Here is a 25,868-nt window from a genome sequence, read left to right on the forward strand (position 1 = left end):
GGGCCGGGGGGGGGGGGGGTGGGTGGGGTTTTTTGGAGGGAAGGAGGGCGCCCCCCGGAGGTCGCCCCGCGCGCGCTGGCGGCCACGGCCCCCCGCCGCTCCCTGTCTCCGCCACCGCTCCGGCGGCCCCCGCCCGCTCAGCGCGCAGCAACGCCAAGGCGGACAGCCAGACCAGGAAGCAACCTGACCAGTCCGAGCACCAGGACCAGGCCGACACCGACCAAGCGAGACCCAGGCGCCCGACCAATCCACGCTTCGCAGTCGTTGGCCTTCACAGCCGCAGGCAAGCCCATGTGTCAGGCGGCCACGTCGACAACGCCCAGGCCGGGACCGGGGCGAGGGCCGTGACGAGTGGAAGAAGCGTGGCTGAGGCAGGCGGGTGGTTGCCGGAAACACACGTGACGGGTGCTCGTCCGGCGCACCCGCCGTCGCGGCTGACTTTCGGTGGCTCAGGTCAGAACCCCATTCCAACTCGACAAACAGGAGCCGAGGTTGCGGGAGCACCCGAATCCGAGCACGCCAACCACCCCGGTACCATCGGCACCGGGGTCCTGATCAGGGCTTCCGCGACCGGACCACCCGGAATGCTGTCCAGGCTGAGGGGTGGTCCGGTCTTCTAGTTCGTGGGTCTACGGTTCAGCTCAGGGCTTTACCAACCTCGTAGATCGTGGGCCTGTCCTCGGGCGCCAGGCTGAGCATGGCGTCGATCAGTTCGCCCAGCTCGCCATCCACCTTCACGGGCCGACGCTTGCCGCTTGCCACTGCCCTTCTCTGCTCGGAGCGCGGTGCGTCGTCCGGATACTCGACAGCCCGCCGGCCCGTGGCGGAAATGAGCAGGGAGGCGCCGAGCGCGTAGATGTCGGCTTCCTGCGTAGGCTCTGCCTCTCCGGTCGCGAGCACGCTGCGGGCGATCTCCGGAGCCTCGTAGTGGACGAGGCAGCCGCGGAACGGGAAGTCGTACCCCTCGGGGATGCGTCCGCCGCGCGCCAAGGCCAGATCGATGAGGTGCGTCCGATCGGGCCCGATGATGAAGTGCGCGGGCTGCACGTCGCCGTGGGCCCAGCCCTTGCCGTGCAGTTTGGCCAGCGCCTCTACGCAGCCGAGGGCCACACTGGTATGCGGTTCCATACGAGAGTCCGGCTCACGACAGGGCTTCCACACCTCGTACAGGTCGGGCCCATCGCGCCAAGGTTGGAAGTTCCAGGTGCCACGCTCCCATTCGCCATACGCGAAGTCATCGAGGCCGAGTCGGTACAGCACGGCCCCTTCGCGTGCAGGAGCGAGTGCCGTCCAGGGTTGGGCGGGCCAGTCGGCCGTCGCCTCGATCGGGTAACCGACCTTCACGGCGTACTGCCCCCGATGGCTCTCGACCTCCCAGACCATCGAGCCCCGGCGGTTGACGACCAGGCGCTGAGTCTTGGGCATGAGTGCGTCGAGCACGACGATCGGCAGTTCGGGAGGTGTCCCGGACAACGTCTGTTCTCCTTCCGGGCAACGCGGCCGACCCCGCATCGAGGCCGGCCGCGTCGTTGTGTCGTGTCGCTACGCCTGACCGTACGGACGGCCGCAGTCCGCGTCGCATTGCGCGAGGTTGGTGCCGTCCACGGTCCAGAGGTCGTCGAAGACCATGAATCCGGCCGCCTTCATCGCGTGCGCGGAGGCGGCGACCTTCTTCGGGTCACGGGGCCCTCCGCCCGGCATGGGGTTGTGGTGGAGGAAGCGGCCCGCGTACTGGTCGCAGAGAGCGGCGTACTCCTTCGTGTGCAGGATGAGCGCGTGCAGACCGAGGTCCACCTCGTCCGACGGGACCATGGGGACAGTGGCGGTCGCGGCGGTGACGACGAAGGCCACCGCCTGGTCCGCGATCCGCTCGGCGCGCTCGCGGGACTGCCCGTTGTGGACGACCACGAAGTGGGTGAGGCTGTCGAACAACTCCTCACCAGCCACCACGCGGCCGGTCCTCTGGTCGTTGGCCGTTGCCGTCATGCGAATACTCCTTGAGTGTCGCTGTGCTCTGGCACTTGCGCCCGCGTCGGTCGCCGAGGCACGGCCTATGACGACCGGGGGATGGAAGGCCGACCCCGAACGGGGAGGGGGAGCCAAGGAAGGTGGCACCCCGTTCGGGGCAGCCGGTCTACTGGCCGATACCGAGAGCCATGCCGATCACCAGGCCACAGGACCCGCTGATCATGATGGTGAACAGGACCCCCGCGTACCGGCCGATGGCGCGCATCACAGCCCGTCCCGGCTGTTGCCGTTCCTGATGGCAAGGCGGGCGCTCAGTTCCTCCCGCGCTGTCAGTGCCACCACGTTGTCCGGCCGAGCGTCCCACTCCACGCCGCCCCCGATGGGCCTTATCTGCACCCGGGCGCCGACCTCACCCATGACGACGCCGATTCGTCCACTGGCAGTGTCTTTCGCCAGTTCACCGATGCCTGGCCTGGTCTGCTGGTTGCTCGCCATGGGGACGAGCATCGCGTCGCCCGCTAGGACGTCGAAACCACCGACAAACCCCACTTCGGGACGTCCCGCGTCGGGTAGAACGTCCCTAGTGCCGTCCCCGAGTGTTGGGAGAGATTGGGATGCCGAACGAGAGGTTACGTGCTGCCATGGCGGCCGGCGGTTGGACGTACGCCGCCCTTGCGGACAAGGTCGAAGTTGACCCCAAGTCCATTGAGCGATGGGTCAATCTGGGGCGTACGCCGCGCCGTGCCACGGCCATGCTGGCAGCGGAAATACTAGGAGAAGACGTGCACGCTCTATGGCCCGCGCTCCGGCAGGCACGCTCTGCCCGCGCCGTCAGTCCGGAACTTGTGGCTCTCTACGACCAGCGGGCGGACGTCCCCGTGTCCACCTTCGTGGACATGCTGACCCAGGCTCAGGAGCACATCGACGTGTTGGTGTACGCCGCCGTCTTCCTGCACGAGGCGTACCCGAGACTCAACGAGCTGTTGAAGGAGCGAGCGGCCGAGGGCTGTGCGGTCCGTATTGCACTCGGCGACGCGGACAGCTCGAACGTCCAACAGCGTGGCGACGCAGAGAAGTTCGGTCACGGGATCCAGTCCCGTTGCCGCCTTGCGCTGATGCACTATCGCCCCCTTGTCGGGGTACCTGGCATCGAGGTGCGGACCCATGCCACCACGCTCTACAACTCGATTTACAGGGCCGACGATCAGGCACTGGTCAACGCTCACGTCTGGGGCGTGAACGCTTACGGTGCCCCCGTCTGGCACCTGCGCCGCAGTAGGGCAGGCGGCATGTTCGATACGTACGCTGACAGCTTCGCAGCGGTGTGGGCGACCGCGACGCCAGTCCAAGAAGGGTGAGCATGGCACGGACCGAGTACTACGACGACCCAGACGCCCCCAAGCCCAACAGTTTGGTCGTTGCGGCGTCCGCAGTGGTCACTGACGAGGAAGGACGCATTCTCCTTCAGCGCCGACGAGACAACGATCTCTGGGCACTGCCCGGCGGCGGCATGGAGATGACCGACTCGCTACCGGGAACCGCCGTCCGCGAGGTGAAGGAGGAAACGGGCCTGGACGTGGAGATCACCGGGCTCGTCGGGACATACACCGACCCGCGCCACGTCATCGCCTATACGGACGGTGAGGTGCGTCGACAGTTCAATGTCTGCTTCACCGCCCGAGTGGTCGGCGGACGACTTGCGATCTCGGACGAGTCCACGGAGCTTCGGTTCGTCCGGCCAGCGGAGATTGATCGACTGCCGATGCACCACACGCAGCGGCTCCGGATCCGTCACTTCCTGGAGCACCGTGAGCGGCCCTATCTCGGCTGATCGCACCCGCGACACCCGCTTTAGGAAAGAGAGGCAGGGTGATCGTGCTTCTGAGCTCCGACTTCACCGAGCTAAGAGCTCGTAACACGATCTTGCGTGGCCGTGGCGGCCGGAGTCCGTAGTCTTGCGGCATGGAGAGATCAGCGCGGGCATGGGCATCGCGTTCCCGGCCAGCCGACCATGCGGCAGACCACTTGCAAGGGCTCGCTGTGCGAGCAGGGCTAGGTTGACAGCAGGCTCGGTTGCCTGGGACGGCTCGCCCGGTGTCGGGACTGGGCGGCAGGACTCGACTGCATCAATCCGTGCTGATCGTCGACGGCCTATAGGCATGACGCCGACGGTCCCTTAGCATCGTGACGATCAGTGGACCCTCTGTAGCGAAGCGCGCCATCCCAGACCGCAGACTTCAGGGGCAACGGGACTGGGGGGTGCCGTGGGGGATGTTGAGCCAGGAATTGTTATGGACACGCTGGCGAAGATGGCAGGCGAAGATACCGGCATTAAGACATTTGCTCGGTACCGTTGGCAGGCTAAGCAAGCGGTGCGTCATTGGCTCACGTGTCTGAAATCGGTTGACGGTCCACTGGCAGTGGTGTGTGAGCGACTGGAAGACATCACCATCGTCTATCCGGGCACAATTAGGTTCGCCCAATTGAAGACCAGGGATCGGGGTTCATGGAGCGCCAATTCCGTGTGCGACAAGGGCCACGGAATTGATTCACTGGTGCGCACCTATAAAGCAGCACGAGAAATCTCGGTTCACGAGAAGGCCGCGTTCGAGCTCTGGCTTGAAGGGCCGATGTCTGATGTTAAAGAGACAGTAACCTTCTTCGCTGATCCCTCCTCAGCCTCTGCTCATATCCGGAAAAAGATCAGGGCTTTCGGGCTTCCGCAGGCCCATCTTGATGATTTCCTTGGTCGGTTGATGGTGCGAGTCCAGCAGCCCTCTAGGCCACATATTGACTCCGTCATCCTGCGCGAGATGGCTGCTCTGTGGCCAGCGCACTCACTGGCAGAGATGGAGGATGTCTACACCCGCCTACTCGACATGGCTTCGGCTGCCCAGGCTGGAGAGCACCCAGTTGGGCAGGTTCGGCGCTTTATCGCCGAGTGCCTAGATGCTACGGATCTCGTCGATGCGTCTGACGGAATGGCCGTGCACGTGCTGAGTCGGGACAAACTCTGTTCTCTTACACCTCCTCTGGCCAATGAGACAGACCTAGATCTACTCGATCGGATGTCTGCCGGCGGCAGTTCGTCGATGCTCGAATTGAAGATGCGCAGAGCTGGAGCCAGCGAGGATATCCTGAAGCAGGCGCAAGCCCTCCGCGCGCAAGCAGAGGTTGCACGTCAACTGGCAGCGGCCAGCCGAACTGACGTAGAAAAAGACCTGGAAGAACTGAGTCGCAAGGTCCTTACTGTTGCGCGAGCGACTGCCACCAAAGCTCAGTTAAACGCCGCGCTGAATCCTGTTGCCGCATCCCGTCCGGCTGATTTCATTAGCGCGGAACTTCTTAGCAACCCACAGGTCCTAGGACAGCTTGACAGAGCAGGTATCTTCGCCGGCGACGGCATTGACGTATTTGGCTACCTATGTCAACTCTCTGATGAGTGCCGCTTTGGTTGGAGAGTGGCATGACGCAGCTAACCGTGGAACCTAGCCGCATCGCGCGCTTTCGGTTCCGATCATCTCCAGAAGCTGAAACTAGGCTTCTACTGCTGATTGACGGGTTCAGTAGAAAGCGCGGCGGTGCGGCTAGGTCGCTTGAAGGCCGGGTTAAGCTGGCGAAGCTCGACTTCCTGTTGCGATATCCAAAGCATCTGATGAGAGTTCTAGACGGCATCGGCATTGGTATCGAGGTAGTCAACGGGGAGCACTTGAACCAGGATGACGCTCCCCTCGATTCACGCATGATGCGTTACAAGTACGGCCCTTGGGATCCGTCGTACTATGCGGTGTTGGGTGCTCTAATTGGGCGTGGTCTCGTTGAAGTGAAGCCACTACCGGGAACTACAGGGTTGGGCTACTCGACCACTGTAACTGGTAAGCAACTAGCCGATGAGCTACGTAAAGACGAAAGCTTTGCGGCCGTCGCTTCGAGGATTCAGATTCTCAGGAAGTACCTAGACAAGAGCGGATCCACGCTGAAGGGCTACTTGTACCAACTGCCTGAGGTAGCAGACTCGACGTGGCATGAGGAGATCGAGTGACTAACGAGAATGTTTCCGCTTCTACGGGCGATGATCGCAGGCTTACACTTCTCCACGTCGATTTCATAGGCGGTAACCGCTCAGTTGCGATGCACCCTGGACTGAACGTAGTCCACGGGAACATCATGACAGGTAAGACCACGTTCGTCCGCATGCTGCGCGCCCTCCTTGGGACCGTCCCCTCCGGACTACCAGGTGAGACTGAGAGCGTCTCCTACATTCGCGCGAAGATGGACCTAGGTGGCTCTCTGTGGGACGTGAATCGACCTCTTACGACAACTAGAACCGCACCTGTGGATCTCGTGGAAGCGGCGGGGGAGACTGAAAACGAGCCCCGCACCTTGCGACTTCCGGCTGTAGGTTCCCAGGCCTCATTTGGGCGGTTTCTCCTTGATCGACTGAAGATCCCCGCCGTTTCTGTTCCGCAGGCTAGATCGAAGCCGACGGAAGGACTGACCCCCGTCACAATGTCTGACTGGCTCGGCTACTGCGTTTTGACTGGTGACGAAATTGATGCCCAGGTGTTTGGGCATCATCACCCATTTCGAGACCAGAAGCGAAGGTGGGTATTCGAGCTCGCATACGGACTCTACGACGCTGGAGTGGCGGAACTTGTTGCGACACTGAAGGGAATTGAGACCAGAATCAGTGCACTCGATCGCGAGGCGGAAATTAAAGAGAAGTTCCTCGCTGAAACACCGTTTGCTAACCCAGAGGCTTTGGCTCGAAGATTTGAGGAGCTTGACAGGGCGCTCCAGGAGACGGAAGCCACGACTAGGGGTGAGGCTGCAGAGGTCGTGACGCTATTGAGCGTCGGGGAGCTACGCGATAATTTGCTGGAAGTGCGAGCAAACGGACGCGAACTGGACGACCAGATTCGTCGAAATGAAGGACAGCTTAAGGATCTAAAGGATCTCCTTCAGCAGCTTAAGAGTCAGTTCTCTCGACTAACTAGGGCCATCATCTCTGAAGAGTGGCTGGTGGATTTCGATTTCGTCGTATGCCCTCGCTGCGGTACCGACGTTTCCCCCGTGCGCTCGACTAGCGATTGCTGTTACTTGTGTTTGCAAACTCCACATCATACTGCGTCCAGGGAATCGTTCCTTGCTGAGCAGGATCGCATCATTACGCAGATTCAGGAGACGGAGTCAGTCATTGCTGCTCGGCAGCAGAGCGTAAACTCCCTGCGTGAACTGCGCGGGCAGTTGGACAGGCGGGAAAAGGAGCTTTCGGCGCAGCTAGATGCTCGGACGAGCGCGTTCGTGTCTGACTATGTGTCGAGGATCGAAGAGTTGGCGGGTCAACGCGTCCACTTGTTGGCGGAGCGCGGGAAGGCAGAGGAATATCTCAGAATCCTTGAGCGGTTTCAGGCAGCCTCGCAGACTAGGCAGGACCTGGAAGAGAGGAAGAGAGATATTGAGGAGGAGATTTCCGGGAGAGAGCTTTCAGAATCATCGGCTGAGTCGAACATTCTGGCGCTCGAAGAGCGGATGCATGCGTACCTCTTGCGGCTCAATATCCCGCGGTTCGATGATGATTTGACCGTGAAGATCAACCGGAAGACCTATCTGCCTGAAATCAGCGGGCGGTCCTTCGATGAGCTGTCCAGTCAAGGGCTAAAGACGCTGGTGAACGTTGCGCACTCGTTGGCGCACCACACCGTAGCTATCGACCGCGGGCTACCAATGCCCGGTTTTCTGGTCTTGGATGGCCTTTCGGCTAACGCTGGCCGGCGCGGATTCGATGAAGATCGAATTCGAGACATGTATCAGTTGCTGCTGGATGTAGCCGCAGAGTACCGACATCAATTGCAGATTATCGCCGTCGACAACGATCCCCCGACTGAGCTGTGGGAACAGCTGGAGGGGGAAGTCGTTCTGCATCTGACCCAGGAAGACAAGCTTATCCGGTCGACTCCCGTTTCTGAGGGGGCGGAGGCTTGACGTCCGACGGAGCCCCCAGCCATAGAGGGATTCACCACAGTCAGCCTGGCTGGGCTTGTGTCCGATCCGGGGTGATGGGCCTGAAGTGCTACGTCGGCTGCGAGCCGGTGCCACCGCTCAGAGCTGACGGCAACCCTGATGGCAACGACGGCACACAGAGGCTGTTGATGACGACTACCAGCAGTCAGCCGAGAGGAAGGCGGAGCGTCCACCCAACAGCCTGCCCGATCCTACGGATCAGAAGGTGCACAGGCCGCCCAGGCTCCGCTGCCACAGTCATGAGAACCAGGGCGGCGAATGCGGCTGGCACGACAGTAGGCTGGCCCGGTGCCGGCGTGAGCCTCGGACCAAGGATCGATTCGGCGGGATCTTGGGCCGAGCCGGAGGCGGTGGACCCTGTGTGGACCAAGGGCCCCGCGCGAGGCCCGAGGCCGGTAGTCTGTAGGCGCTCCGCCCCAGGTGGGACGGGGTCGAGGTGGGTTGCCCGAGCGGCCTAAGGGAACGGTCTTGAAAACCGTCGTGGCAGCGATGTCACCGTGGGTTCAAATCCCACTGCCTCCGCAGAGGTCATAGACGATCTGGGCAGAAGGGGGGCGCCCCGCGATGCGGGACGCCCCCCTTCTGCGCGGTCCTGTCTCAGCTTGACGCGGCTCTGCCGTGTTGGGGAACACTGCATGTGAACCAGGCGTGGACCAAGAATTGGGAGAACGGGGCCGGGACAGCCGGGTAGCGGCGCTTTTTGAGCCTAGGTGCAGGTCGCCTCTAAGGCGCTGGCGCCTGCAAGTCAAGTCCTTACCAGATGGCATAGCGGCCAGGAGAACCTGGCGGGCCGACAGGCCACAGCAAGGTCCATGTGGGCAAGCAGATGGAAATGCGCGTGCGCGGTGCTGCCCGACACTGACTTTGACGTCGGCGTGCTGAGCGCGCCCGGCTGGCCGAGCACGGTATGGGCGGGTGGCTTTCTACCGGCTGCTGACACACGCCGCGATACAGCAGAGCCAGAGACGGAAATTAGTCGGCGCTTGGACCGATGTCCAGGTCGACCCCATCGTGGATCTTGCCAGTTACAGCGTCAACAAGGACTGTTCTGGACTGTGTTGGGGAGCTGTCGGATACGCCGTCCTGGACAGAACCGTCCTGTACGACGTTCTTGGGAGCGATCATCCAGTACGGGTGCCACCGGCTCTGCTCATCGCGTGCAGCGAGAAGCACGGCCGAGGCCGCCGGCTGCCCGCCAAGCGCCACTGAAGCGGCGTTGACCGCCTGGCCTCGGCTGACGCGGACCTTGGGCAGCGCAGGGTCCTCCACGTGACGTGCCGTGAATGATGCCACGCTACCGCCAGGCCTGATAACGACGGCCATGCGCATCGGCATCATTACGCCGCCTTTATAACGGCTCCAGGACACGAGTCGTGCCTCGTCGTGAGGTCCCACCCGGCTGATGGACTGCGTTGCAGGGAGCGCCCAGGGAAAGTGGTTGTCGATGAAGCGCTTGGCCACCTTGGCCGCTTCCGCGTCGGATACGTGATCCTGCGGGGTTGCGCCCCGTTCAGATGTTGGATCAATCATTCCGGACTGCACTTCTCGTGAAGGCCAGTCGATCAACAGGGACCCCTTGTCCGTGCTGAGCTGCACGGTTCCTGTGCCCCCCAGGCCGGAAGCGAACTGAACCTTTACGACGTGCGCTGTGCGCGGCAGGAACTCCTTGGCTGCTTCAACGGCCGCTTTGCGCTGCGGACCGGACGCGTCGTGCGCCCAGGCCACGTCGGACATGACGGGTGTCACTATGGCGGCGCAGAGCGCGGCAATGGTGATCACCGCAGCGGAGAAGACTCGCACGAAGCTGCGGCCGGGCTGGGTGAGGTGAGTGCTGCGGTGCCGGTGCCAGAGAACGAGCGCGGCTGCAGCGGTGCCGATGAGTGCGCCGACGCTGTTGGTGATCCAGTCGGTACTGTCGCAGGCGCGGCCCATGCCCGGTGTGATGGCTTGCACGGTTTCGATGCCGGCGGACATCCCGAGGAGAGCGAGCGCGACGGAGATGGGACGTCGTGTGAGCCAGGTCCAAGTTGCCGCGGCGGGTATGAACAGCGCGATGTTCATTAGGCCCTGCGTGGTGGTGGCACCGGTGAGAGGGTCACGTTCGATGTAGCAGACGTTGTTCGCGGGGGCATTGAGCGAGAGCGGGTACAGCGTTGCGCCCAGGATCAATGCGGTCGACGTTGCCGTCAGGCAACTGGCGATGAGGGGCTGACGCGTGGCCCTTGCCACGCCGAGGCCGATGAACCCGGCTAGAACGCATACGCCGAGGATGGTGCCCATCAGGGCGTGGTCGTTGAGGAGGGTCTGGATCATGGGGCTCTCGGTGAAAGGTGGAAAGAGGCGTGCCCCCGCCCAGGAAAGGGGCGGGGGCAGTTCAGTGGTGCTGGCCTCGTGTCAGCAGTTGGTCACCGGTGCGTTGTAGTACGTTCCCTGGCCATCGACGTCCAGGAACCCGACAACATTCTGGCAGTCGGGAATGGAGACGTTGTTCCACTGAGTGGCCTTGGTGCCGCCGGACTGGGAGAACCAGGACTGGTAGTGGGTGCTGCTGTGGTAGCTGTAGGCGAACCGGGCGCGGATGGTGCCGCCGCCGCTCTTGTTGTACCAGTCCTTGACGTTCACGTGCGTCGAGTCAGAGCCGCTGCTGAGCTGGGTGTAGAGGTAGCCGTTGCTCAGCTTGGTGCGAGAGGTCGCGTAGTCAAAGTTGCCTCCGGCCACGGCGGACGGGGCGATGACGCCCAGCCCGATGAGGGCAGCAGCCGTCGTGGCGGCAACATGTCGAAGCTTCATCAAACTCTCCTGCATGTAAAAGAATTGCGAACATGATCTTGATGGGGCGCGGACAACGTAAACGTTTGACGATGGTCAATGCAAAACGATTTGAGGATGATTTGAGGTATCGTCCCCGGCGTCGCGTGATCCCAACTCCTTGCCATGGAGAGACGACGACATCTGTGGCTAAGCATCAGGTGCAATGTGCTCGGCGTCGGTACGGGACAAGGAGTGAGCGCCGTGGCGGCCGATCGATACGCACATCTCCGTCTCGCGTTGACGCCTCGTGTGTGCAGATTTAATGGCCTGAATGCGCCGCCTCTGGGCGGCTGCGCCTACCTGAGGGCAGATGCAATCTCGCCAAAATGCAGAGTGCAGCCCTGCCTCGACCATGCTTCCGCACGCCCTGCTCGTTGTGAACTGACAGACTTGCCGACCTACGAAAAGACATCACGCCCGCAGTTACAGCGGAGGTGATGCATGCGTAACTCGCGAGTATGGCGCGCTGGTACGGCCTGGCGGGCTGCTCCTCGATAGCCGCCTTCAGGGCCCGCTCGACCGGTGTTCGAGCGCTGCTGGTTGCAGTGCATTGCCTTGGTGCAGAAGCGGAACAGGACAGCCGTGCTGCGGCCAGTTAGTTGTGCGACTTCTGCCGAAGAGACACCGGATTCAAGCCAGAAGGAGGCGTCTGCGTGACGCAGGGAGTACGGCACGGCGGCCGGGGGAAGCCGCTTCGGGTTCGGTCAGCACTGTGAGTCGAGCCGCTTTCCAAACCCTCCCGTCCTTGGACAGCAGGCCGTCGCCTTGTGGGCCTGCTTCTTCAGGCCGCGCGTATCGAGCGACTCGCACGTGTCGGTCCACCGGGCCACTCTTGGGAGTCGAGTATCCAAGGGGCAGCACCACCGGGCATGGGCACACGCCCCTCGTGGATGAGCGACTTGGACAGCTTCGTGCCCGTGTCTGTGATCACCTGAGGGCAGAACAGCCGGGCGGGCAGTTGCCCGCGGGTAAGGCCCACCGCCTGCAACGCACCGGCCACGAGGATGCAGCCGGGCATCCAGTCGCTGCCCTTGACCATGACCTGTAGCGTGTCGACCGATCTACTGGTAGTCAGTTCCTTAACCAGGTTTCGGTACAGGGGGCCAGGTGCAGGTACCCGTTGTTCGTCGGATCGATGACGACCTCGTATGCGCCAGGCAGGCACATGGCCGAGGTGGTTGCCCGCTCGAAGCCGTCATCACGGACGCGGGTTCGCTCCGCGTATTTCTCGCTGGCGCTGAGGGTTCCCAGAGACTTCGGCGGCGTTGACTCCGGCGACGGATCGACCGGCGCCGCTGCCGAGAACGCACCCGCGTCGGTCGGCGACTCCGTGTCCCTGCTCCTGCCCTGGCAGCCGCCGGGTCAGCCGGACACCAGTGACGGCCAGCGACTGGATGTGAACTGCTGTGGGTCCGGCGTACTGCGCGTCCGCCACATCGAGGTGGGCGGCATGACCACCCACGCTCGCACGCGGGTCTGTGGACGGCTGAAGGAACACCGGTCCGGTCCGCAAGGGCATGCCTCCGACGCGGATCGTCTATGGCCGGACGACGCCTGCGGTCGTCGTCATGACCGCGTCGCGGAACTCCTGGACTAAGACCGCGACTGCCCTCACATGGGACAAATATGGTCTATGCTTTGCTTGTTATTGACTTAAGGGTGCGGAGGGGAACTCTCCTTTGGCCGCGCCCGATTGCACTACGTTGACAGGAGACGAGGCGTGCGGAACAGCACAACTCGCCGTCGGACCAATCGGTTCGCCATCGCCGCGATATCCGCCACCACGGGAGCGGCCCTTCTTGCCACCGCCGTACCGGCCGGCGCCGCCACCCTGGCCGAGGACACCGCCGACCGGGCGGTGACGGTCGTGGAGAAGGCCACCGGAACGGTCGACATCGCCCATTCCACACCCGCGCCCGGCACTCCGGCGAAGGCCGAGACCCGCACTGAGCACGGTCTGGTGACCGTCAGCACGCCGGCGCGGGCGACCGGCAGCGTCACCGCCACCAGCGAGGCGGCCGGCTCCATAGCGCTCACGCTGCCCGGCGCCAGGGGGGCCGAGGGGGTGAAGGCGGGTGCCGGCACCGTCGTCTATCCCGATGCCACCTCCTCCACCGACGTGGCGGTCCAGCCGACCACCGATGGCGGCGCGCGGGCGCTGGTCACGCTGAAGGACGCAAAGGCGCCGGGGGAACAGCGCTTCGGGCTCGAGCTCCCGGCGGGCGCCGAGATCAGCGGGGACGGTGAAGAGGGCTTCGAGATCACCAAGGAGACCGCCGAAGGCGTGCACCTCACGCTCGGCACGATCGAGGCTCCCTGGGCGAAGGACGCCAACGGAGGTCCGGTGCCCACCAGTTATCGGCTGGACGGCACCAGCATCGTGCAGACGGTGCGGGTCGACGGCAAGACGGCGTTCCCGGTCGTGGCAGATCCCAAGTTCACCTGGGGCATCGTCACCGGCACCGGCTACTTCAACAAGGCCGAGACGAAGAAGATCGCGAACAACGGAGCCCTTGTGGCGATGGGCAGTTGGGCCCTGCCGCCTGGGCTCAACGCCTACGTCACCATGCACGCCGCGGCCATTACCAAGGTGGCGCTGAGCGCCAAGGCGAACAAGCGCTGCATCAAGATCAAGTTCGCCGCCGGTCTCTTCGTGCCGGGTGAATACTCCGGCGGCTACTGCAAGTAAACCTGGGGTTGCTGACCATGTGGATTCTGTACAGCGCCTGTTGCGCCGTCCTCGTCTCGGTCGTGATCCGACTGTTCGCCGGGCGGACGTCGGCAGTGCGACCGTGGCGTGACGTGACCTCCATTGTCACCGGCGTCGTCGTCGGAGCGGTCGTTTACATTGCCGCGACCACGGCAGCTGGCGCCGACACAGCGATTGCGATCAGCTCGGCGTTGCTCTGGCTGGCAGCCACGATCACCAGCGTGCACGCCTTCCGGGAATCCCGAGGCTCCCACATCTGACCCAGCCGGCCGTCCCGGCGGTGACCGGGGCGGCGCCTCGGCCCCACCCACTGGCTGCGAGGCGGACGGCACCGACGTGGCCAGGCGCCGAGGGCGGACCGGACTCCTATGCCGGGTGCCGGGTGCCGGCGTCGGGCCTCGTCCTGGCCGTGGGTGGACGGTCCCCTCCGGGGAGGACCCCAGGGGACCGGCGTACTCCTGCTCCACCTTCAGGAGGTGGTGCCGTCCCCACCCGTACAACCTGAGGGGGACCCCGCTTCGGCACCTGCGGCCGATCCCCGCACGCGCGGCCCGCTCATAGCGTAGAGGCATGACCACACCCGTCTGCACCAGCGCCTCGGCAGCGGCCCCTCCGTACCCGTCGTTCACGTCGTACGTGCGGGCCCGCCGGCCCGTCCTGCTGCGCGCCGCGCGCTCGCTGACCGCGAACCCCTGCGACGCCGAGGACCTGTTGCAGACCGCGCTGGCCAAGACCTACGCCGCCTGGGAGCGGATCGAGAACCAGCGGGCGCTCGACGGCTATGTGCGCCGCGCGCTGCTGAACACGCGGACCTCGCAGTGGCGCAAGCGCCGGGTGGACGAGTTCGCCTGCGACGAGCTGCCCGAGCCGGAGCCGCTGTCCGACGACGACCCGGCCGAGCGGCAGGCGCTGCACGACGCGATGTGGCGGGCCGTCATGAAGCTGCCCACGCGGCAGCGGGCCATGGTCGTCCTGCGGTACTACGAGGATCTCAGCGAGGCCCAGACCGCGGAGGTGCTGGGCGTCTCGGTGGGCACGGTGAAGTCGGCGGTGTCGCGGGCGCTCGGGAAGCTGCGGGAGGACCCGGAGCTGGGACTGGGACTGGGGCACGGGCAGGGGCTGGGACCGGCGCGGTAGGCGCTCCCGTACGGGCTTCCAGCCGGGGCCGGCCGTCCGGGGGCCCGGCCGTCTTCCGCTTCCGGGCGCCAGTGACATTCCACCTAGTGACATACCGCACGGTATGTGCGCAGAATCAGCGCACACCCCCCTACTACCGCGTAGGCACCGTCGCCGGGAGGACTCCGTGCTGAGCACCATGCAGGACGTACCGCTGCTGATCTCCAGGATCCTGACCCACGGGTCGACGGTCCACGGGACCTCGCAGGTGACCACCTGGACCGGTGAGCCCGAGCCGCGGCGGCGTTCCTTCGCCGAGGTCGGCGCCCGCTCCGCCCAGCTGGCCCATGCCCTGCGCGACACCCTCGGGGTCACCGGCGACCAGCGCGTGGCCACCCTGATGTGGAACAACGCCGAGCACGTCGAGGCGTACTTCGCGGTCCCCTCCATGGGCGCGGTGCTGCACACCCTCAACCTGCGGCTGCCCGCCGAGCAGTTGGCGTGGATCATCAACCACGCCGCCGACCACGTGATCATCGTCAACGGCTCCCTGATCCCCATGATCGCCCCGCTGCTGCCGCGGCTGACGACCGTCCAGCACCTCGTGGTCACCGGCCCCGGCGACCGCGCCCCGCTGGCCGGCGCCGCCGTCCAGGTGCACGAGTACGAGGACCTGCTCGCGGACCGGCCGACCCACTACGACTGGCCCGAGCTGGACGAACGCCAGGCGGCCGCCATGTGCTACACCTCCGGCACCACCGGCGACCCCAAGGGCGTGGTCTACAGCCACCGTTCGGTCTACCTGCACTCCATGCAGGCGCAGACCACGCAGTCGATGGGCCTGACGGACAGGGACACCACGCTCGTCGTCGTGCCCCAGTTCCACGTCAACGCCTGGGGCCTGCCGCACGCCACCTTCCTGACCGGCGTCAACATGCTGATGCCGGACCGCTTCCTGCAACCCGCGCCGCTCGCCGAGATGATCGAGCGGGAGCGGCCGACCCACGCGGCGGCCGTGCCCACCATCTGGCAGGGCCTGCTGGCGGAACTGCTCGCCCACCCCCGTGACGTCTCCACCCTCACCCATGTCACCATCGGCGGCGCGGCCTGCCCGCCCGGCCTGATGCGGGCCTTCGACGAGCTGGGCATGACCGTCGTGCACGCCTGGGGCATGACGGAGACCTCCCCGCTCGGCACCGTGGCCCGCCCGCCGGCCGGTGCCCTCGGCACGGACGACGAGTTCGGCTACCGCCTCACCCAGGGCCGCTTCCCGGCCTCCGTCCAGGCCCGCCTCACCGGCCCAGACGGCGAACGGCTGCCCTGGGACGGCGAGTCGGCCGGCGAACTGGAGGTGCGCGGCCCCTGGATCGCGGGCGCCTACTACAACGGCCCCGACGCCGAACCCCTGCGCCCCGCCGACAAGTTCAGCGAGGACGGCTGGCTGAAGACCGGCGACGTCGGCGTCATCTCCCCCGACGGCTTCCTCACCCTCACCGACCGCGCCAAGGACGTCATCAAGTCCGGCGGCGAGTGGATCTCCTCCGTGGAGCTGGAGAACGCGCTGATGTCCCACCCGGATGTCGCCGAGGCCGCGGTGGTCGCCGTACCGGACGACAAGTGGGGCGAGCGCCCGCTGGCCACGGTCGTCCTGCGGGAGGGCGCGGGCACCGACTTCCCCACCCTGCGCGCCTTCCTCGCCGAGGAGGCCCACATCGCCCGCTGGCAACTGCCCGAGCGCTGGACCATCGTGGAGTCGCTGCCGAAGACGAGCGTGGGCAAGTTCGACAAGAAGATGCTGCGCAGGCGGTACGCGGACGGCGACCTGGACGTCACCCGGCTGTGAGCCACGTGAGCACCCGGCTGTGAGCCACGAGAAGGGGCCGGGTAATCGCCCGGCCCCTTCCAAGTACCCGCCCCCGGCTAGTTGGTGCCGATCCGGGACAGCAGGTCCACGATCCGGGACTGCACCTCGGTGCTGGTGGACCGCTCCGCGAGGAACAGCACCGTCTCGCCCGAGGCCAGCCGGGGCAGGTCCGCGTGCTCGACGGCGGCCGTGTAGACGACCAGCGGGGTGCGGTTGAGCTGCCCGTTCGCGCGCAGCCAGTCCACGATCCCGGCCCGCCGCCGGTGCACCTGCATCAGGTCCATCACCACGAGGTTCGGCCGGAACCGGCCCGCCAGCGCCACCGCGTCGCTGTCGCTCGCGGCCCGCGCCACCTGCATCCCGCGCCGCTCCAGCGTCGCGGTCAGGGCCAGCCCGATCTCCTCGTGCTCCTCGATCAGCAGCACCCGCGGCGGATGCTGCTCGCTGTCGCGCGGGGCGAGCGCCTTCAGCAGGACGGCGGGGTCGGCGCCGTACGCCGCCTCGCGCGTCGCCTGCCCGAGCCCGGCCGTGACCAGCACCGGCACCTCGGCGGCGACGGCGGCCTGGCGCAGCGACTGGAGGGCGGTGCGGGTGATCGGGCCGGTCAGCGGGTCCACGAACAGCGCGGCGGGGAAGGCCGCGATCTGCGCGTCGACCTCCTCGCGCGAGTGCACGACCACCGGCCGGTAGCCGCGCTCGCTCAGCGCCGCCTGCGTGGTCACGTCCGGCGCGGGCCACACCAGCAGCCGGCGCGGGTTGTCCAGCGGCTCCGGCGGCAGCTCGTCGTCCATCGGCTGCGGCCGCGGGGGGTCCGCCACCTCGACGGCACCGCCGGGACCGTCCAGCGGCTCGGGCCCCTCGGCCGCGTTGGCGTCCGGCGCGCCGATGGCGTACGACCGTCCGCCGCCCTCGGTCCCCGGCGCGAGCCGCGACGCGCCGGGCAGCGACGACGTCTGCGCGGGCGCCGCCTCGGCCGACGGCTCCTGCCGGGTGGCCGGATCGGGCGGGGTGCCGAGCTTGCGCCGCCGCCCCGAGCCACCCGGCGCGTGCGGCGGCGGCGTCGCCTGCCCGGCCTGCCGTACGAACGGCACGCCCTGCCCGAGCGTGCGCACGCTGATGGCCCGGCCCTGCGTGGAGTCGGGGTCGTACGCGGGCCCGCCCCCGGTGGCCTCGGCGGGCAGCGGCAACGGCTGGGCGACCCGCCGCGGCTGAGCGGCGGGCAGCGGAGTGCCGGCCGCGGGCGTCGCCGGTGGGGTTACGGGGGTCCCGGCGGCCGGGGTCGCGGCCTGCGGGGGTACGGCGGTGCCGGGCGCCGGCGGCTGGGCCGGTCGAGTCGGCTGGGGCGGTGGTACGGGGGTGCCGGAGGCCGGGATGGCCGGCGCGGGCCCCGGTGCGGTGGCCTCCGCGGGCAGCGGCAGGGGCTGCGCGGCGGGGGTGTCGGGGGTTGGAGTCCCGGCGTCCGGGGCGGCGGGCTGAGCCGTGGGCGGCTGCGGGGCCGGTACGACGGGCTGCGCGGGCGCGGGCCGACCGGCGGTCGGCGGGGCGACCTGGGGCGCGCCCGGAGCGGTAGCGGCAGCAGGAGCGGCCACCGGAGCGGCAGGGGCAGCAGGAGCGGCCGGGGTGCCCAGGGTCATCGGAGCCGACGCGGGCACGGCGACCGCGGGCCCGGTCTGGAGGGGGATGCCCTGCCCGTTCGTGCCCTGAGCCTGTGCCGGGAAGGCTGTTCCGGGGATGCCGCCCTGTGCCGGGGCCACTGTGCGGGGCGCCTGCGCGGGCACCGGCACGGTGATCGCGGGTCCGGCCTGGAGGGGGATGCCCTGGCCGTCGGTCCCCTGCGTAGGAGCGGGGTGCGCGGGAGCGGTCGGGGCCGGAGCCGCCGACGCCGTACCGGACTCCGCGGCCTGGGCGGCAACCTGCGCGGGAGGCGCCACCGCGCGGCGGCGCCGGCCGGTCGGCGCGGTCGTCGGATGTGGCTGCGGCGGAGTGTGATCATCGGCCTGGCTCAGCGGTACGGCGTCGTGCCGCCCCTCCGCACCGGGCACGCCCGCACCGGGCACGCCCGCACTGGGCACGCCCGCACCGGGCACGCCCGCACCGGCCGGCGGCACCGGAACCGGCCCGGCCCCCGGCGGCACGGCCTCCGCCGGCTGCGGGGCGCGGTCGGCCGCGGCGGGCGGCAGGGCGAAGACCGTACGCGCCCCCGCCTCCTGCGCGGCGGCCCGCTCGGCCGCGGCGGCCAGGGCACGGCGCCGCCGCCCGGTGGGCTGACCCTCCTCGGCGGCACTCTCGGCACCCTCGGCACCCGGCGCGCCCTGGGCGTTCCCGCCCTGCGCCACCGGCAGCGCGGCGGGCAGCGCGGCCGGGGGGACCGGCTCGGCACCGGGCCGGGCGTGCCCGGCGGGCGCGGGCACGCCCCCCGGCGGCACGGTGCCCCCGAGTCCCGTACCGGAGGCGGCGGCCCCCGCGGCATGCTCGGCCGCGGTCACCACGGCACCCTCGCTCACCCCGTCGGCACCGGCGTCGGCGCGGGCGGGATCCAGCTCGGCGGGCCGCCCGCGGCGCCGTCCGGTACCACCGGAGCCGCCAGAGCCGCCCTGCGTGGCCTCGGCCGGGACCTCGGTCGCCTCGCCGGCGGGTCCTGCCGCGCGCCTGCGACGGCGTCCGGTGGGCGCGGGCCCGGCACCGGACGGCGTGCCCGAACCGGTCAGATCGGCGTCGAGGAAGGCGTCCGTGGAGCCCCGCCGGGCCCGCCGCCGCCCGCCGTCGAAGGTCTCGTCCGCGGTCTCGGCGGGCTCCGCCTGGGCGGGCGGTGCCGTGATGGCGCCCGCGCCGCCGCCGAGCGGCACCTCCAGGACGTACGCGTTGCCGCTCATGCCCGGCACCTCGTGCGTCTGGAGCACCCCGCCGTGGGCGCGCACGATCCCGCGCACGATCGGCTCGTGCACCGGGTCGCCGCCGGCGTACGGCCCGCGCACCTCGATCCGGGCGACCGAGCCGCGCTGGGCGGCCGCGACGACCACGGTGTTGTCGAGGTAACCGCCCGTGGAGACGGGCGCGTTGCCGGTCGCGTCGACGCCCGCGACGTCCGCCACCAGGTGGGCGAGCGCGGTGGCGAGCCGCTGCGGGTCGACCTCGGCCTCGATGGGCGGCGCGTGCACCGCGAACTGCACCCGGCCGGGGCCGATCAGCTCCACCGCGCCGTCCACACCGGCGGCGACGACGGCGTCCAGCATCACCTTCGTACGGGTGATGTCCTCGCTGCCCGTGTCGATCCGCTGGTAGGCGAGCACGTTGTCAATGAGGGTGGTGATCCGGGAGTACCCGGCGGACAGGTGGTGCAGCACCTGGTTGGCCTCGGGCCACAGCTGCCCGGCGTCGTCGGCGGCCAGCGCGGCCAGCTCGCGGCGCAGCTCGTCCAGGGGGCCGCGCAGTGACCGCCCGAGCAGGGTGAGCAGCTGCTCGTGCCGCCCGGCCAGCGCCTCGTACCGGTCCTTCTCCCGCTCGCCGAGCGCGGCGTACCGCTCCTCGCCCGCCGCCAGTTCCTCCGCGTGCTGCTCGCGCAGCCCGGCCAGCTCCCTCTCGTACTTCTCGCGCAGCTCCCCGACCTCGGTGGCGTGCCGCCGGCGCAGCGCGGTGAGGTCGGCGGCGTGCTCCTCGGAGAGCTTCTCCAGCTGCTCGGCGTGCGCCTGCTCCAGCGTGGCCTTCTCGTCCACCAGGGAGTCGAAGGGCCGCCGGTCGGTGAAGGTCATCACGGCGCCGACGAGCTGGTCCCCGTCGCGCACCGGCGCGGTGGTCAGGTCGACCGGCACCTGCTGGTCGCCCTTGGCCCACAGCACCTGCCCGCGCACCCGGTGCTTGCGCCCGGAGCGCAGGGTGTCGGCGAGCGGCGACTCGGCGTACGGGAAGGGGGAGCCGTCCGCGCGCGAGTGCAGGACGAGGTTGTGCAGCTCCTTGCCGCCCAGTTCGCCCGCCCGGTAGCCGAGGATCTGTGCGGCGGCCGGGTTGACGAGCACGATCCGCCCGTCGGTGTCGGTGCCGACGACGCCCTCGGACGCGGCGCGCAGGATCATCTCGGTCTGCCGCTGCGAGCGGGCCAGCTCGGCCTCGGTGTCGACGGTCCCGGACAGGTCCCGGACGACGATCATCAGTAGCTCGTCGCCCGTGTAGCCGTAACCGTCGTACGCCTGCTGCCCGTTCTCCAGATTCGCGCTGGTGACCTCGACCGGGAACTCGTGCCCGTCGGTGCGCCGGGCGACCATCCGGGCCGGCTTGGTCCTGCCCTGCGGGTCCCGCTGGCCGGGGCGCCGCATGGAGCCCGGAATGAGCCGCGAGTCGAACTCGGGCAGCAGATCGAGCAGCCCGCGCCCGACGAGCGCGGTGCCGGGCGCCTCGAAGGCTTCCAGCGCGATGGTGTTGGCGTTGACGACGGTTCCGTTGGCGTTGACCAGGACCAACGCGTCCGGCAGAGCGTCGAGTATGGCTGCGAGGCGAGCAGCGCCTCGGGATGGCCTGCTGCTCACGAGACGCTTCCTCCCTGTTACCGCACCTTGCCGACCGCTCCGGCCATCTTGCCAACCGGCCCGCGACGTGTCACGCGAGGGAGTCTATGCGCACGTGTTGTGCCGGGGGCGTCGGATGAGAGGGAGGTCCCACGGGGAAGTGACGCCGATGCGGGGACGACCGGACCTCTGACCCGGCCTTATCCGATCTTCGGCAGCAGCGGCACCATCTTGTCCCACCGGTCGATCTCGCACCCGTTGTTCCGGTCGTACGACGCGTCGACGGGCCGCCCCGCCCAGCGGCCGGTGACCCGCGCGGTGGCGGGGCCGCCGGAGATCATGGAGCAGATGGTTCCGGGCGGCACCGGCGCGAAGAGGTCCCGCCCCCACTGTGTCTGCGCGTCAAGCTGCCGACAGGCACCCTCCGCGTCCGGGTGATGCCCGCCGGCGGGATGACAGAACAGCTCGTACGTCCCGTCCCGCCCGGCCCCGGCATGCCGTACGACGACGGTGAGGTGATCCCCGCCGCGCCCCTGCCCGAGGGCGGCGGCGGGCCCGGCGGCCAGCGGTACGGCGGCGACGGCGGCGGAGGCGATGACGACGGCGGCGGTGACGGTGGTCACGGCGGCGGTGGTGGCGGTGACGGCGGTGTGTACGGCGGTGGCGGCGAGCCCGCCGCGGCGGACGCGCTCCACGACACCCGACAGACCCGGCAGACCCGACAGCCCCGGCAGACCCGGCAGAAGAGAACCCATGCCCTCCTCAACGCCCGACCCCGGCGGACGTTGCGCCACCTTCCCCCGGAAAACGCCACCCCGTCGAAGAAGCCCTTTGCCCTGCGGCCCGCCTGCCTAGTACCGTGGGGCTCGATTGGTGACGGGCCCTGCGGCTGTGTCATCATCTGCACGCACCACTCGCGCGCTCGCGTGGGGGTTGTGCTGGAGGCGTCGCCTAGTCCGGTCTATGGCGCCGCACTGCTAATGCGGTTTGGGCCTTAAAGCCCATCGAGGGTTCAAATCCCTCCGCCTCCGCCCCAACCGAAGCCCCGGTCCCCTGGACCGGGGCTTCGTCGTTCCCCCTCCTGGACGTTTCCGCAGGTCAGAGGGGTCGCGGGGAACGGATTTCACATGACGGCGGCAGTCATGTAATGTTCTTCCTGTCGCCGGGACGGGCCGAAAGGAACGGAAACGGAGACAAGAACAAAAGAACAAGCACTCGTAGCTTAACGGATAGAGCATCTGACTACGGATCAGAAGGTTGCAGGTTCGAATCCTGCCGAGTGCACACAGGTTAGAGGCCCCGGATCACTCCGGGGCCTCTTGCGTTTCAGGGGCGTACAGCAGCGAAGTACAGCAACGGGGTCTGGATCAGCCGGTCTCGGTCCCGGTACCGCCCATGGCGGCGGACAGCTTGCCGAGCGCGGCCCGCACCTCTTCCTCGCTGGCTTCGGCGTAGACCTCCATCGTCATGGCGATCTGTGAGTGCCGCAGGATTCGCTGGGCGACTTTCGGGTGGACTTTCAGGGCGACGAGGAGCGAGCTGCACGTGTGGCGCGTGTTCCGTAGCGGGATCACCCGGAGGCCGGCGCGCCGGGCCCGCAGGGCGAACATGCGGGTGAGGTTCCCCGGCTCGATCGGCGTCCCGTACTTCGTGGTGAAGATCAGCCCGCGAGTGTCCTGCCACAGCTCACCGGCCGCCTTCCGGTCCCCGGTCTGCTGGGCACGCCGCATCCGGAGCGCCCGAAGGCAGAACTCGGGGAGCGGAAGGAAGTCGTCGGACTCCTCTGTCTTGGTCTCCCGGTGGAGGATTTGTCGGCCCGCTCGCTGGATCTGGTGATCCACGTACAGCTCACCGGTCTCGAAGTCGATCGACTTCCAGGTCAGGCCCAGGACCTCACCGCGCCGCAGGCCGAGGCAGAGCACCAGGACCCAGGCGGCGAAGAGCGGATCTTCGCGAGCGAGGGAATCGGCGAGGAAACGCCCGGCCTCGACCACGGACCAGGGCTTGATCCGGCGCCGCCGAGGCTTGGGCACCTTGACCAGGAGGCCACGTTCTTGCTGATCTCCTCCTCGGTGACGGCGTGGGTGAGCGCGGCCCGCAGGGCGTCTCGGGCGGCCTGGACGACCCGCCGGGACGGGTAGGCCTCACAGCACTCCCCGACGGCACAGCACCGCTGCCGTGCCTTGGCCCGCTTGGTGTCCTTGCCCTGGGCGCAGCACTGGCAGATGCCGGCCAGCTTGGTCAGCCACTCCCGGACGTCCCGGACGGTCAGCTTGTCGAGCCGCTTCCCGCCAAGGTGCGGGTTGATGTAGAGCCGCACGGAACCTTCGTACGACACGTACGAGAGTGGAGCCAGGTTGGGCTTCACGATCGACTCAAGCCAGTAGGAGAGGAACGCCTGCACCGTGCGGTGCCGGGTCTACACCGGGCCCTTGCTGGCTTCACTGTGGAGCTTGATCCACTTTTCGTGGGTCTCCTCGCGCGTTTTGCCGTACACGTACTTCCGCTTGCGGTCGCCCTCCGGGGTCGTGACCCAGGCATAGCCCGCGAAGCCGTTCTTGTACGGGTAGATGGACCCCTCGCCGTTCGCGCGCTTCCCACTCATGCCGCCCACTCCTCGGTCTCGGAGGCGCAGCGGGCCACGTACTCGTCCACCCAGGCCGGGAGGATCCGACGGTTGCGGCCGATCTTCACGGACCGGATCTCACCGCTGAGGATGAGCGCCTTGGTCTTGGAGAGGCCGAAGCCGAGCATCTCGGCGACTTCGGCCGTGGTGTGCCACTTACGGGTGATGGTCACCGTGGTCATGCGGTGGGTTCTCCTTCCGTTCCGGGGTCGGGTTCGAGGGATGCGGCAAGCCAGGCTTCGGTGTCGGACAGGCCGGTGCCGGCGAAGACCCAGTGGGCGAGGACGTAAGTCGTTTCCGGTTCCGGTCCGTTCGCCGCTGCTGCCTGTGCCCGGCGCCATTCGGCGCGGGCGTCGCGGAGGGCGCCGAGGGTGGTGGAGTAGCGGCGGGACTTGGTGGAGAAGTGGCCGCGGAAGCCGAGCATGTGTGCCCAGGCGCGCAGGCGGAGGTGTTCCAAGTCTTTGCGTGCGCCGAGGGTCCAGGCGGTTCGGATGAGGCGGCGGGCGTGGTCGCTGATGTCGAGCTGGGCGAGTTCGGCAGCGAACTTGAGCGGGCGATCGAGGGCGCCGGTCGCGGTCTCGGCTCCCTTGGTGGCGTACTTGGCGATGTACGCCGCTACGGCCCGCTCGGTCAGCTCCTGGCCGTCGTTGAAGTCGGCGGAGCGGATGGTGCGGGCGTCGAGCTGGCGGCCGAAGGTGAAGGTGTGGGCGCGGTCGTCGATGACCGGGCCGTCGACGCGGACATTGGCAGCGGCGACGCGGATGGCGTCGGTGAGGAGTTCGGCCGTTGCCCAGGGCGGGGGCGGGGTGTCTCCGCCGCCGGGGCCGTCGAGGCGGATCACGGCGTGGAAGTGGACGGCTCCGCGCTTCTGGTACTCGGCGACCTTGGCGAAGGAGACGCGGGCGTGGTCGCGGAACCGGCGCTGTGAGATGCCTGCACGCTTGGCGACCTCGCGGCGGAGGTAGGTCGAGAAGCGCCGCCAGAGCTGTCCAGCGTGGGCGTTCCACAGGACGGCTGCCTCGTAGTCGTAGGTGTCCGGGTCGAGCGGGGTGCCAAGGGCGTTGTCGTCCTGGTCGTGGTGGGTGCCACAGCGGCAGGGGCGGCCGTCGGTGCGGCGGTTGTGCACCGGGCCGAAGCCGGGGGCGGTGAAGGTGGCGAAGACGCGGGGGTGGGCGGCGACGCGCTCGGGGGTGCCCTTGCCGCCGCGTAGTCCGGCGGTGATGAGGTGGAAGGTGTCGCGGCGGTAGACCTCGGCGCAGGCCGGGCAGCGGGTGGTGCGGCGGTTGTTGCAGCGCACGAGGAGTTGGCCGGCCGGGAGAGTGGCCGAGTCGAGGTGGTGGAGGACGCGGCCGATCTCACCGGTGGTGGTGTCGACGCCGTACTCGGTGCGGTGGCCGTCGAGGCGGATCGGGTGGGTGCAGCCGCCGAGCCCGGAGAGCTGTCGGAGGATACCGGGCAGGGTGCCGTGTTCGGCCAGCCTTGCGAGTTCCGGGAGCGGGGGCGGGGTGGTGCGGGTAAAGATGGCGGTCTCCTTCTGGCTGGATCGGTCAGGAGGGATGGGCCCGGGGCGGCCGGATGCTTGGCCGTGTCGTGGCCGCCCCGGGTCAGGCCGGCCGGTCAGCGCCGCTGCTGGTCGCGGAGCAGGGAGCGCAGGACGACGGCGGCGACAGCCACGGAAATCGCCGTGATGGCGACGGCCGCCAGGAGCGCGGTGAGGACGACGCCACCGACGAGCACCGCCACGACCGTCTTCTGGTCGATGGGGAGCGACGGCAGGCCGCGTCGGACCGGTGCCGGGCCGGTCGGGATGTGGGTGTGGGCGGACGGCGGGGTGGGGTTGTCCGGGTACTTGGGCAGGAACACGGTTGACCTCTCCTTATCTACTCGTCTAGTCATGTGAGCCGTTTACGACGCTCACGCCGGAGCGCGTGCCGGACTCGGCGTGCGGATGCGGGACCAGCCGCCGGAGGTGTCACCGGCCACGGCCAGGCCGGGCCGTTCGGGGGCGATGGAGCAGGCGGCCATGACCGCTTCGGGGGCGATGTCGCCGAGCGCCATCTTGGCGGAGGCTTCGTCGTTGACGCGGTGGCAGACGCGGCCGGTGAGCTGGGCGCGGAGCATGGTGGCGCCCTTGCCGAGTTCGGCGCCGAAGCGTTGCCCGCACACCTCCAGGTACATGCCGGCCGCGCGGCCGAGCTGGGCGAGGCGGATGAGCTGCGTGACCATCTCGTCGCGCCGTTCCTCGTCCTT

General features: G+C 68.0%; 20 protein-coding genes, 3 tRNA genes and 2 pseudogenes. 13 read left to right on the plus strand and 12 right to left on the minus strand.

Annotated features, from left to right (window positions below):
* Positions 1-636: 636 nt before the first annotated feature.
* The 3 genes from AC069R_RS32825 to AC069R_RS32835 all read right to left on the minus strand — a co-directional run bounded on the left by AC069R_RS32825 (position 637) and on the right by AC069R_RS32835 (position 2,463).
* On the minus strand, positions 637-1,473 hold the full coding sequence (locus AC069R_RS32825) for a protein kinase domain-containing protein (protein WP_478770357.1): 837 nt from the start codon (positions 1,471-1,473) through the stop codon (positions 637-639).
* Between the two features lie 69 nt (positions 1,474-1,542).
* Positions 1,543-1,986, minus strand: coding sequence for a glycine-rich domain-containing protein (locus tag AC069R_RS32830; RefSeq protein WP_478770358.1), 444 nt, complete (start codon positions 1,984-1,986; stop codon positions 1,543-1,545).
* A 246-nt stretch (positions 1,987-2,232) separates the two neighbouring features.
* Positions 2,233-2,463, minus strand: a complete 231-nt coding sequence (locus AC069R_RS32835; protein WP_236041814.1) for a hypothetical protein — start codon at positions 2,461-2,463, stop codon at positions 2,233-2,235.
* Positions 2,464-2,582: 119 nt separating this feature from the next.
* On the opposite strand from AC069R_RS32835, the gene AC069R_RS32840 reads away from it, so the two are divergent.
* The 6 genes from AC069R_RS32840 (at position 2,583) to AC069R_RS32865 (ending at position 8,514) form a co-directional block, all read left to right on the plus strand.
* On the plus strand, positions 2,583-3,326 hold the full coding sequence (locus AC069R_RS32840; RefSeq protein ID WP_478770359.1) for a helix-turn-helix domain-containing protein: 744 nt from the start codon (positions 2,583-2,585) through the stop codon (positions 3,324-3,326).
* Positions 3,327-3,328: 2 nt separating this feature from the next.
* On the plus strand, positions 3,329-3,799 hold the full coding sequence (locus tag AC069R_RS32845) for an NUDIX domain-containing protein (RefSeq protein WP_478770360.1): 471 nt from the start codon (positions 3,329-3,331) through the stop codon (positions 3,797-3,799).
* A 460-nt stretch (positions 3,800-4,259) separates the two neighbouring features.
* Positions 4,260-5,438, plus strand: coding sequence for a dsDNA nuclease domain-containing protein (locus AC069R_RS32850; protein ID WP_478770361.1), 1,179 nt, complete (start codon positions 4,260-4,262; stop codon positions 5,436-5,438).
* Entirely contained in the window at positions 5,435-6,010 is a 576-nt protein-coding gene (locus tag AC069R_RS32855) for a hypothetical protein (protein WP_478770362.1), read from the plus strand. Before AC069R_RS32850 ends, AC069R_RS32855 begins: the two co-directional genes overlap by 4 nt.
* The gene (locus tag AC069R_RS32860) at positions 6,007-7,953 is read left to right on the plus strand and encodes a hypothetical protein (RefSeq protein WP_478770363.1); all 1,947 of its coding nucleotides are present in this window, start codon (positions 6,007-6,009) and stop codon (positions 7,951-7,953) included. Before AC069R_RS32855 ends, AC069R_RS32860 begins: the two co-directional genes overlap by 4 nt.
* Positions 7,954-8,425: 472 nt before the next feature.
* A tRNA-Ser gene (locus AC069R_RS32865) sits at positions 8,426-8,514 on the plus strand.
* 450 nt (positions 8,515-8,964) lie between these two features.
* On the opposite strand, the gene AC069R_RS32870 is transcribed toward AC069R_RS32865, so the two are convergent.
* Both AC069R_RS32870 and AC069R_RS32875 read right to left on the minus strand, forming a co-directional pair.
* Positions 8,965-10,305 (minus strand): VanZ family protein, encoded by a 1,341-nt coding sequence (locus AC069R_RS32870; protein ID WP_478770364.1) that lies wholly within the window; start codon positions 10,303-10,305, stop codon positions 8,965-8,967.
* A gap of 81 nt (positions 10,306-10,386) precedes the next feature.
* Positions 10,387-10,782 (minus strand): hypothetical protein, encoded by a 396-nt coding sequence (locus AC069R_RS32875; RefSeq protein WP_478770365.1) that lies wholly within the window; start codon positions 10,780-10,782, stop codon positions 10,387-10,389.
* A gap of 1,186 nt (positions 10,783-11,968) precedes the next feature.
* Between AC069R_RS32875 and AC069R_RS32880 the strand changes: the two genes are divergently transcribed.
* From AC069R_RS32880 to AC069R_RS32900, 5 genes are all read left to right on the plus strand, one after another.
* The gene (locus AC069R_RS32880) at positions 11,969-12,400 is read left to right on the plus strand and encodes a hypothetical protein (protein ID WP_478770366.1); all 432 of its coding nucleotides are present in this window, start codon (positions 11,969-11,971) and stop codon (positions 12,398-12,400) included.
* Positions 12,401-12,523: 123 nt separating this feature from the next.
* The gene (locus tag AC069R_RS32885; RefSeq protein WP_478770367.1) at positions 12,524-13,492 is read left to right on the plus strand and encodes a hypothetical protein; all 969 of its coding nucleotides are present in this window, start codon (positions 12,524-12,526) and stop codon (positions 13,490-13,492) included.
* A gap of 17 nt (positions 13,493-13,509) precedes the next feature.
* A complete protein-coding gene (locus tag AC069R_RS32890) occupies positions 13,510-13,773 on the plus strand; it encodes a hypothetical protein (RefSeq protein WP_478770368.1) in 264 nt (87 codons plus the stop codon).
* 310 nt (positions 13,774-14,083) lie between these two features.
* Entirely contained in the window at positions 14,084-14,650 is a 567-nt protein-coding gene (locus tag AC069R_RS32895) for a SigE family RNA polymerase sigma factor (protein ID WP_478770369.1), read from the plus strand.
* 166 nt (positions 14,651-14,816) lie between these two features.
* Positions 14,817-16,472: a long-chain fatty acid--CoA ligase gene (locus AC069R_RS32900; protein ID WP_478770370.1), complete on the plus strand. Its 1,656-nt coding sequence runs from the start codon at positions 14,817-14,819 to the stop codon at positions 16,470-16,472.
* Between the two features lie 77 nt (positions 16,473-16,549).
* Here AC069R_RS32900 and AC069R_RS32905 read toward each other — a convergent pair whose 3' ends face one another.
* Positions 16,550-21,013, minus strand: a complete 4,464-nt coding sequence (locus AC069R_RS32905; RefSeq protein WP_478770371.1) for a response regulator — start codon at positions 21,011-21,013, stop codon at positions 16,550-16,552.
* Between the two features lie 179 nt (positions 21,014-21,192).
* On the minus strand, positions 21,193-21,615 hold the full coding sequence (locus tag AC069R_RS32910; RefSeq protein WP_478770373.1) for an SSI family serine proteinase inhibitor: 423 nt from the start codon (positions 21,613-21,615) through the stop codon (positions 21,193-21,195).
* A 317-nt stretch (positions 21,616-21,932) separates the two neighbouring features.
* Between AC069R_RS32910 and AC069R_RS32915 the strand changes: the two genes are divergently transcribed.
* Positions 21,933-22,023 (plus strand) — tRNA-Ser (locus AC069R_RS32915).
* A gap of 180 nt (positions 22,024-22,203) precedes the next feature.
* Positions 22,204-22,276 (plus strand) — tRNA-Arg (locus AC069R_RS32920).
* A gap of 83 nt (positions 22,277-22,359) precedes the next feature.
* Here AC069R_RS32920 and AC069R_RS32925 read toward each other — a convergent pair.
* The 5 genes and pseudogenes from AC069R_RS32925 to AC069R_RS32945 form a co-directional block, all read right to left on the minus strand.
* Positions 22,360-23,597 (minus strand): annotated as a pseudogene (locus AC069R_RS32925) (site-specific integrase).
* The gene (locus AC069R_RS32930) at positions 23,594-23,800 is read right to left on the minus strand and encodes a helix-turn-helix domain-containing protein (protein ID WP_086700592.1); all 207 of its coding nucleotides are present in this window, start codon (positions 23,798-23,800) and stop codon (positions 23,594-23,596) included. The pseudogene AC069R_RS32925 and the gene AC069R_RS32930 overlap by 4 nt, the downstream one beginning before the upstream one ends.
* Positions 23,797-25,095 carry a replication initiator gene (locus tag AC069R_RS32935; RefSeq protein ID WP_478770374.1) on the minus strand — a complete coding sequence of 433 codons (1,299 nt, stop codon included), beginning with the start codon at positions 25,093-25,095 and terminating at the stop codon, positions 23,797-23,799. Before AC069R_RS32935 ends, AC069R_RS32930 begins: the two co-directional genes overlap by 4 nt.
* 140 nt (positions 25,096-25,235) lie before the next feature.
* Positions 25,236-25,481, minus strand: coding sequence for a SpdD protein (locus tag AC069R_RS32940; protein WP_478770372.1), 246 nt, complete (start codon positions 25,479-25,481; stop codon positions 25,236-25,238).
* A 51-nt stretch (positions 25,482-25,532) separates the two neighbouring features.
* Positions 25,533-25,868 (minus strand): annotated as a pseudogene (locus tag AC069R_RS32945) (FtsK/SpoIIIE domain-containing protein); the annotation flags it as partial.

The organism is Streptomyces sp. NPDC043952, assembly GCF_056435325.1.

What these genes read in the sequence shown, in the direction of transcription:
- AC069R_RS32830 (WP_478770358.1), bottom strand. Translation starts at nt 1,986, where the DNA reads ATGACGGCAACGGCCAACGACCAGAGGACCGGCCGCGTGGTGGCTGGT.
- AC069R_RS32835 (WP_236041814.1), bottom strand. Translation starts at nt 2,463, where the DNA reads ATGGCGAGCAACCAGCAGACCAGGCCAGGCATCGGTGAACTGGCGAAA.
- AC069R_RS32840 (WP_478770359.1), top strand. Translation starts at nt 2,583, where the DNA reads ATGCCGAACGAGAGGTTACGTGCTGCCATGGCGGCCGGCGGTTGGACG.
- AC069R_RS32845 (WP_478770360.1), top strand. Translation starts at nt 3,329, where the DNA reads ATGGCACGGACCGAGTACTACGACGACCCAGACGCCCCCAAGCCCAAC.
- AC069R_RS32850 (WP_478770361.1), top strand. Translation starts at nt 4,260, where the DNA reads ATGGACACGCTGGCGAAGATGGCAGGCGAAGATACCGGCATTAAGACA.
- AC069R_RS32855 (WP_478770362.1), top strand. Translation starts at nt 5,435, where the DNA reads ATGACGCAGCTAACCGTGGAACCTAGCCGCATCGCGCGCTTTCGGTTC.
- AC069R_RS32870 (WP_478770364.1), bottom strand. Translation starts at nt 10,305, where the DNA reads ATGATCCAGACCCTCCTCAACGACCACGCCCTGATGGGCACCATCCTC.
- AC069R_RS32875 (WP_478770365.1), bottom strand. Translation starts at nt 10,782, where the DNA reads ATGAAGCTTCGACATGTTGCCGCCACGACGGCTGCTGCCCTCATCGGG.
- AC069R_RS32880 (WP_478770366.1), top strand. Translation starts at nt 11,969, where the DNA reads ATGGCCGAGGTGGTTGCCCGCTCGAAGCCGTCATCACGGACGCGGGTT.
- AC069R_RS32890 (WP_478770368.1), top strand. Translation starts at nt 13,510, where the DNA reads ATGTGGATTCTGTACAGCGCCTGTTGCGCCGTCCTCGTCTCGGTCGTG.
- AC069R_RS32895 (WP_478770369.1), top strand. Translation starts at nt 14,084, where the DNA reads ATGACCACACCCGTCTGCACCAGCGCCTCGGCAGCGGCCCCTCCGTAC.
- AC069R_RS32930 (WP_086700592.1), bottom strand. Translation starts at nt 23,800, where the DNA reads ATGACCACGGTGACCATCACCCGTAAGTGGCACACCACGGCCGAAGTC.